At 62.7% G+C, this 6,131-nt stretch carries 5 protein-coding genes; 4 read left to right on the top strand and 1 reads right to left on the bottom strand.

What is annotated here, in order from left to right; all coding sequences use genetic code 11:
- The first annotated feature begins 134 nt into the window (after window positions 1-134).
- Entirely contained in the window at window positions 135-1,409 is a 1,275-nt protein-coding gene (locus tag NW863_RS11975) for a cytosine deaminase (protein ID WP_414366603.1), read from the top strand.
- Here NW863_RS11975 and NW863_RS11970 read toward each other — a convergent pair.
- A complete protein-coding gene (locus NW863_RS11970; RefSeq protein WP_414366601.1) occupies window positions 1,406-2,575 on the bottom strand; it encodes a lipid-A-disaccharide synthase-related protein in 1,170 nt (389 codons plus the stop codon). The two genes, NW863_RS11975 and NW863_RS11970, sit on opposite strands and share 4 nt — an antisense overlap.
- A gap of 127 nt (window positions 2,576-2,702) precedes the next feature.
- On the opposite strand from NW863_RS11970, the gene NW863_RS11965 reads away from it, so the two are divergent.
- From NW863_RS11965 to NW863_RS11955, 3 genes are all read left to right on the top strand, one after another.
- On the top strand, window positions 2,703-3,008 hold the full coding sequence (locus NW863_RS11965) for a hypothetical protein (RefSeq protein ID WP_414366606.1): 306 nt from the start codon (window positions 2,703-2,705) through the stop codon (window positions 3,006-3,008).
- Window positions 3,009-3,086: 78 nt separating this feature from the next.
- Window positions 3,087-4,136, top strand: coding sequence for a thiamine phosphate synthase (locus tag NW863_RS11960; RefSeq protein ID WP_414366599.1), 1,050 nt, complete (start codon window positions 3,087-3,089; stop codon window positions 4,134-4,136).
- 130 nt (window positions 4,137-4,266) lie between these two features.
- The gene (locus tag NW863_RS11955) at window positions 4,267-5,808 is read left to right on the top strand and encodes an AAA family ATPase (protein ID WP_414366604.1); all 1,542 of its coding nucleotides are present in this window, start codon (window positions 4,267-4,269) and stop codon (window positions 5,806-5,808) included.
- Window positions 5,809-6,131: the final 323 nt, after the last annotated feature.

Raw genomic sequence — 6,131 nt, 5'->3', positions numbered from 1 at the left:
GCTTCAGCTCTACTTCAGAGACCCGGTACACGGGATCGATGAAGCAACTGGGGCAGAAGAAGAGACAAAAGCTCTGCCGTAAAGCGGGTGAGGAAACCCCACCCGCCTACGCGGTGGGGTAGTTCATAGATGCGGTGCCGGGGGCCGCGCCTAACCGGGAGGGCCTGGTGCTGCTGGATCTGGAAATAGAGGCGGGGAGAATTGCTCACATCCAATCAGCCAATGGGATCCCACCTCAGGGGATCGCGAGCATAGATCTGAGGCGGGGCCAGGTGTGGCCCTGTTTTGTCGATATCCACACCCACCTGGACAAGGGGCACGTGTGGCCGCGCACCCCCAACCCCGACGGCACGTTTGCCGGGGCAATCCGAGCCGAGCAGGAAGACTGGGCCAAAATGGAGCGGGCCTACGCCGGCAGGCACGAAAAACTTTGGCAGGATATCTACCGCCGCTGCGACTTTGGCCTGCGCTGCAGCTATGCCCATGGATCCCAGGCGGTGCGCACCCACCTGGTCTGCAACGGCCCCCACGCCCAGGTGAGTTGGGAGGTGTTTGCCCAGTTGCGGCGAGAGTGGGCGGGCAGACTGGAGCTGCAGGCAGTGACGTTGACCCATTTGGACTTCTTTCTCACGCCGGCAGGGGAGAAGCTGGCGGACAAGGTGGCAGAGCTGGGCGGGATCCTAGGTGGAGTAGCGGCGATGGGGCCGGAGCTGGATGAGCAGTTGGAGCGGGTGTTTGCCCTGGCCCAGGAGCGGGGGCTGGATCTCGACTTCCACACCGACGAGACGGAGGATCCGGGATCCCTCACGTTGAGACACGTGGCAGCAGCAACCTTGCGCCATGAGTTTTTCGGCCAGGTGGTGTGCGGCCATTGCTGCAGTTTGGCGGTGCAGCCACCGCAGGTGGCCCACCAGACCATGGCCCTGGTCAAAGAGGCGGGGATCGCCGTGGTCAGCCTGCCCATGTGTAACCTCTATTTACAAGACCGCCGCCCCGGCCACACGCCCCGCTGGCGGGGGGTAACGCTGCTCCATGAGCTGAAGGCTTTGGGCGTGCCGGTGATGATAGCCAGTGACAACTGCCGGGATCCTTTCCACGGCTTCAGGGATCACGACGGCCTAGAAGTGTTTCGGGAGGCCACCCGCATCCTGCACCTGGACACCCCCTACGGGGATTGGCCGCAGGCCATCACTGCCACCCCGGCCCGTAGGATGGGCTTGGTAGAGGCCGGACAAATTGGGGTGGGCCTGCCGGCAGACTTGGTGCTGTTCAAGGGCCGGGGGTTTGACGAGCTCCTTTCCCGACCTCAGCACGATCGGGTGGTGCTGCGCCAAGGCCAGCCCATCGACACGGCGCTGCCGGACTACGCAGAGCTGGACAACCTGATGGAGGGGGTGGGGCGGGCTTAGCCAGCAGGGTTGGAGAGCCAGGCTTTAATCTGGGCGGCAATGCGCTGAGCAGCGCCAGGGGATCCCATACGCCGCTGCCCGTGGGCCCGCAGTTGGGCGGCGTAAGCGGGATCGCTGGCCAGGCGGTCTAGAATTTGGCAGAGCACGGCAGGGGCCTGCTGGGGTGAAGTGAGGTGGACGGCGGATCCCAGGAGACGGGTTTGAGCTTCGGCAAAGCGGGGGGTAAATTGCGGCCCCTCCCCCGGCAGGGTGACCACCGGCTTCCCCAAGCCCACACATTGTTCGGTGGCCGTCCCCGCCATGGCCAGCACTGCCGTGGCCCGGTGGGCACAGGTGCCGAAATCTCCCCACACCAGGAGCAGGTCGCGGCGCCAAGAGGGGATCTTCTCCTGAAGAGGTGCCCGCTCCAGGTTGGGGCTGAGGGCGGCGTAAACTTGGATTTCCGGCGGCAGTTGCTCGACCACCTGCATCATCAAGGCCCAGTTGCGGTAAGCCTCTGGCGGGCGGGATCCCGGCAGCAGCAGCACCGCAGGCCGGTCGGGATCCAAAGGCAATTCTCCCCGCGGCTCCAAGTCATCCATCATCGGGTTGCCCAGGTAGAAAGCCCGGAGGCCCCGCTTTTGCAGAGCGGTGGCCGTCAGCTCATCTCGCAAGAAGGAGCCGCGACAGCGCCTACGGGCCATGAGCCAGCGTTCCCAGGGCAGATAATCGGAAACCGGCTGTCTCAGCCAAGCGCGGCGGTAGGGCCCTTGTTCGTCCCGCCAATAATAGTCCGACTTGGCTGTGCCCACAAAGACGTAGGGGCTGCCGCTCCACCAGGCCATTAACAAAGGCACAATGTCCCCCACCGCCAGCACCAGCTCCACTTGAGCCGCCGCCTGGCGAACCAAAGCCAATTGCCGCCCGGTCAGGCCCAGCAAGCCAGCACGCAGATCCCGCCACAACTGCCGCCAATCTTGATAGATAAATCCCCCCGAAGGCATCACCTGGGTCAGGGGCAGCAGCGGGATGCCGCGGCGGCAATAGGCGGTGCCTTCCCCCACAATCGGCAGGGCTTGCACCGAGATCCCCAGGCCAGTCAGGGCCAGGGCGATGCGACTACCTACCTCATCTTCCCCGTGGCCATTGCTCAGGCACAGCACCCGCGACAAATTCTGTGGATTCATTGGCTAGAGGATGGGGGTTCAACTCTGAAGTGTTGCCGCCTCTATTCGAGCTAAACGAGCAGAACTTCGTAGCCTACCCAAAATCTCCCCTTAAAATAGAGCCAACCTGCGAGGGGAAGCCAGGGTGATGATCCGCAATGAGCGACAACGAGCTGAGTTTATTGCAGCGGTGGAAGCTTTGCACCTGGAAGGCCCTTACTTCGTCGAGACCCGTCTTACCCGTCAGCGAGGGCATTTTTGGCGGGCGGTGAAGGATGTGGCCGCCGGCCAGCCCTGGTGGGAGATCCGCTACTTTCCTGCCTGCGAGTGCTACGCTTGGGCCTACCTGCCGGAAGGGATCGGCCCCCGCGAGTTTGCCTGGGGACACACGCCGCAGCAGGCTTTCCTCAACGCCCTTTGGCACCAGCCTGCTTCCTTTGCGGACAAAGGCTAGGGCAGGTGCCAGAAAAACCGTTTCAACTTAGTTTCAACTTACAGTAAAAAAAGATTAAAACTCCCACACGCAGGGGACATGAAACCGCAGGCCGTCGCCCGTATCTTGGATGCCAACCTCGACCGAGCTCGTGAGGGATTACGGGTGCTGGAGGAGTGGTTTCGCTTTGGCCTAGAAAACGGCGAGCTGGCTGGCGAATGCAAGGCCATGCGCCAGGCCCTAGCTCGTTGGCACAGCGACCCGCTGCGGTTGGCCCGCGACACCGCTGCCGACCCGGGCACCCAGATCTCCCATCCCCAGGAAGAGGAGCGGCGGGATCTTGGCCACGTGTTGCAGGCCAATTGCAGCCGTGTGCAAGAAGCCCTACGGGTGCTGGAAGAATACGGTAAGCTGGCCGAATCTCACCACTGGTTGGCCCCAGGGCTGGCCAAGCTGGCCAAAGAGATGCGCTACCGCCTCTACGTTCTAGAAAGCGAGCTGCTGGAGGGATCCCTGCGCCAACGGCTGTTGGCGGCTCATCTCTACCTGGTCACTAGCCCGGTGCCCCACTGGCTGGAGGTGGTGGAAAAGTCCCTGCGCGGGGGGGTGACACTGGTGCAGTACCGCCGCAAGAACCTCCCCGATAGGGAGATGCTCTGGGATCTCAAACAGCTGCGGCAGCTGTGCGACCGCTATCAGGCGTTGATGATTGTTAACGACCGGGTGGACTTGGCTTTGGTCAGCCAGGCGGACGGCGTGCACCTAGGCCAGACAGATCTGCCGGTTGCCCAAGCCCGGCAGCTGCTGGGATCCCAGCGTCTTATTGGCCTCTCCACCACCAACGCTGAAGAGCTGGCCCAAGCCCTCAATAGTGGCGTGGACTATATCGGCGTCGGCCCTGTCTATGCCACTCCCACCAAAGCAGAAAAACCCCCTGCTGGTCTGGAGTACGTGCGCCTAGCCGCTGAGAAGGCCCATCTGCCCTGGTTTGCCATCGGCGGCATTGATCTCCACAACCTGGCCGAGGTGCGCCAGGCAGGCGCCAGCCGCGTAGCTGTGGTGCGGGCCCTGATGGAGGCGGCGGATCCCACCCAGACTGCCCGCGCCATGCTGGCGGAGCTGCAAGGGATCCCTGCTCTATCCTGGTAAGGAGAACCCCACTGTTTTCTCATCGATGGCAGAAGCCGCAAAAGATCTCAAAGAGCTCCCCGATCGCAATCGGCAAGGCAGCGGGGATCCCGGCTTGAGCGGGATTGCCACCGAAGTGCAAGGGGAACTGATGCGGGAGCTGGATCTGATGATCCGGGCCCGCTACCCCCTGATCTACCTGGTTTCCCCCGAAGAGGAGCCGGCGGACGCCGTGCTCGTGCAAGTAGCCAAGAGAACCGATCCGCCGCGGCGGCTGCTGTTTTGGGATTTGGTGCGGGGCTGGCAGGATACTGGCGAAGACCGTGGCTCCATCATGGCCGCCCTAGGGCGGGTGTGGCGCTCGGCTCCCCAGGAAGACACCCTGTTTGTGCTGCGGGATCTGCACTTTGTGCTGCGCAACGCCAGCAGCGACAAAAATGCCCCCATCCTGCGGGAGCTGAAGAACCTCAGCCGCGAGCTCAAGCGCACCCGCAAGACGCTGATCCTGCTCAGCCACACTCTGGAAGTGCCCAGCGACTTAGCCGAGGAGATCACTGTTGTCGACATTCCCCTGCCCAACAGCGAGGAGATCAACCGCCTCATCCAGCTCTACGTGGCCCCGGAAAAACTCAAGCTCAGCCCTCTAGGTCGCGAGCAACTGGTCAAGGCCTGTCAGGGGCTGAGCCGCGAGCGCATCCGCCGCGTCTTGGCCCGCGCCTTGGCCGCTAAGCAGGAGGTGAACGAGGCCGATATTGACCTGGTGTTGGAGGAGAAAAAGCAGGCCATCCGCCAGACCGGCATCCTGGAGTTTTTCACCGCCCGCGAGACCCTAAAAAGCGTGGGCGGGCTGGACAACCTCAAAGCTTGGGTGCGGGTGCGCCAGGAAGCCTTTACCGAAGAGGCGCGGCGCTACGGCCTGCCCAACCCCAAGGGGGTGCTGCTGGTGGGGATCCAGGGCACCGGCAAGTCTCTCTCGGCCAAGACCATTGCCAATGAGTGGCGTCTGCCCCTGCTGAGATTGGATGCCGGGCGCCTATTTGCCGGCATTGTTGGCGAATCGGAAAGCCGCGTGCGCCAGATGATCCAACTGGCGGAGGCCATGGCCCCCTGTGTGCTCTGGATTGACGAAATTGACAAGGCCTTTGGCAACATCACCAGCGGCGCCGACGGGGATTCGGGCACCAGCCGCCGGGTGTTTGGCAGCCTGATTACCTGGATGCAGGAGAAAACCAGCCCGGTCTTCATCGTGGCCACAGCCAATAACGTGCCTTTGCTGCCGCCGGAGCTGTTGCGCAAGGGCCGCTTTGACGAGATCTTCTTCCTCAACCTGCCCACCGAAGCCGAGCGCAAGGAGATCTTCCGGGTACACCTGCAGCGGTTGCGCCCCAGCCGCCTGCGGGAGTTTGACCTCGATGCCTTGGCAGCGGCTGCCCAGAACTTCAGTGGCGCTGAGATTGAGCAGGCCATTGTAGATGCTATGTACAACGCCTTTGGGGGCAGCGGCAGCGGCGCTCGGCGAGACTTTACCCAGGAAGACATCCTGCAGGCCATCCGCGAAACTGTGCCCCTGGCCTCCATTGCCCGCGACCAGATCGAAAGTCTCAAGTGCTGGGCTGCCCAAGCAGGCGCTAGAACTGCCTCCCAGGATGCCCAGGTGCTGCAGGAGATGAAGCAATGTTTTGCGGCTTCGTAGAGGGAATCCCCAAATCTTCTCGGCTCGAAGGAAGCAAGCGTTAACACTCCTGCCAACTCGCAGTCCACAAACCGACGCGTAAAGGCGTTGTCAAACCGCCCCTCCCCCGTTCCTTGAGGCAAAGCCCCAAGGTTCTGCTTACTTTCTTCAGCAGGTTGGACCGGAACCCCCTCTTTCTCGCGTAAGACCCACGCAGAAGCTGGCCACCGGTCGGGTTTTTCACCGCCACTGGGCAACTCGTTTGCCTTCAACGTAAGGCGCGGGATTCCCCACCCGGGTGGGGAGGGATAGCGCCTCCTGACTGATTCTGGATATATCGCTTC

Source organism: Synechococcus sp. B60.1 (assembly GCF_047462555.1).
Taxonomy (GTDB): domain Bacteria; phylum Cyanobacteriota; class Cyanobacteriia; order Thermostichales; family Thermostichaceae; genus Thermostichus.
This window is presented reverse-complemented; position numbering and strand designations above follow the sequence as displayed.

Bases quoted from the DNA above. Each gene is read 5' to 3' on its own strand.
- NW863_RS11970 (WP_414366601.1), bottom strand. From the start codon at position 2,575: ATGAATCCACAGAATTTGTCGCGGGTGCTGTGCCTGAGCAATGGCCAC.
- NW863_RS11965 (WP_414366606.1), top strand. From the start codon at position 2,703: ATGATCCGCAATGAGCGACAACGAGCTGAGTTTATTGCAGCGGTGGAA.
- NW863_RS11960 (WP_414366599.1), top strand. From the start codon at position 3,087: ATGAAACCGCAGGCCGTCGCCCGTATCTTGGATGCCAACCTCGACCGA.
- NW863_RS11955 (WP_414366604.1), top strand. From the start codon at position 4,267: ATGCGGGAGCTGGATCTGATGATCCGGGCCCGCTACCCCCTGATCTAC.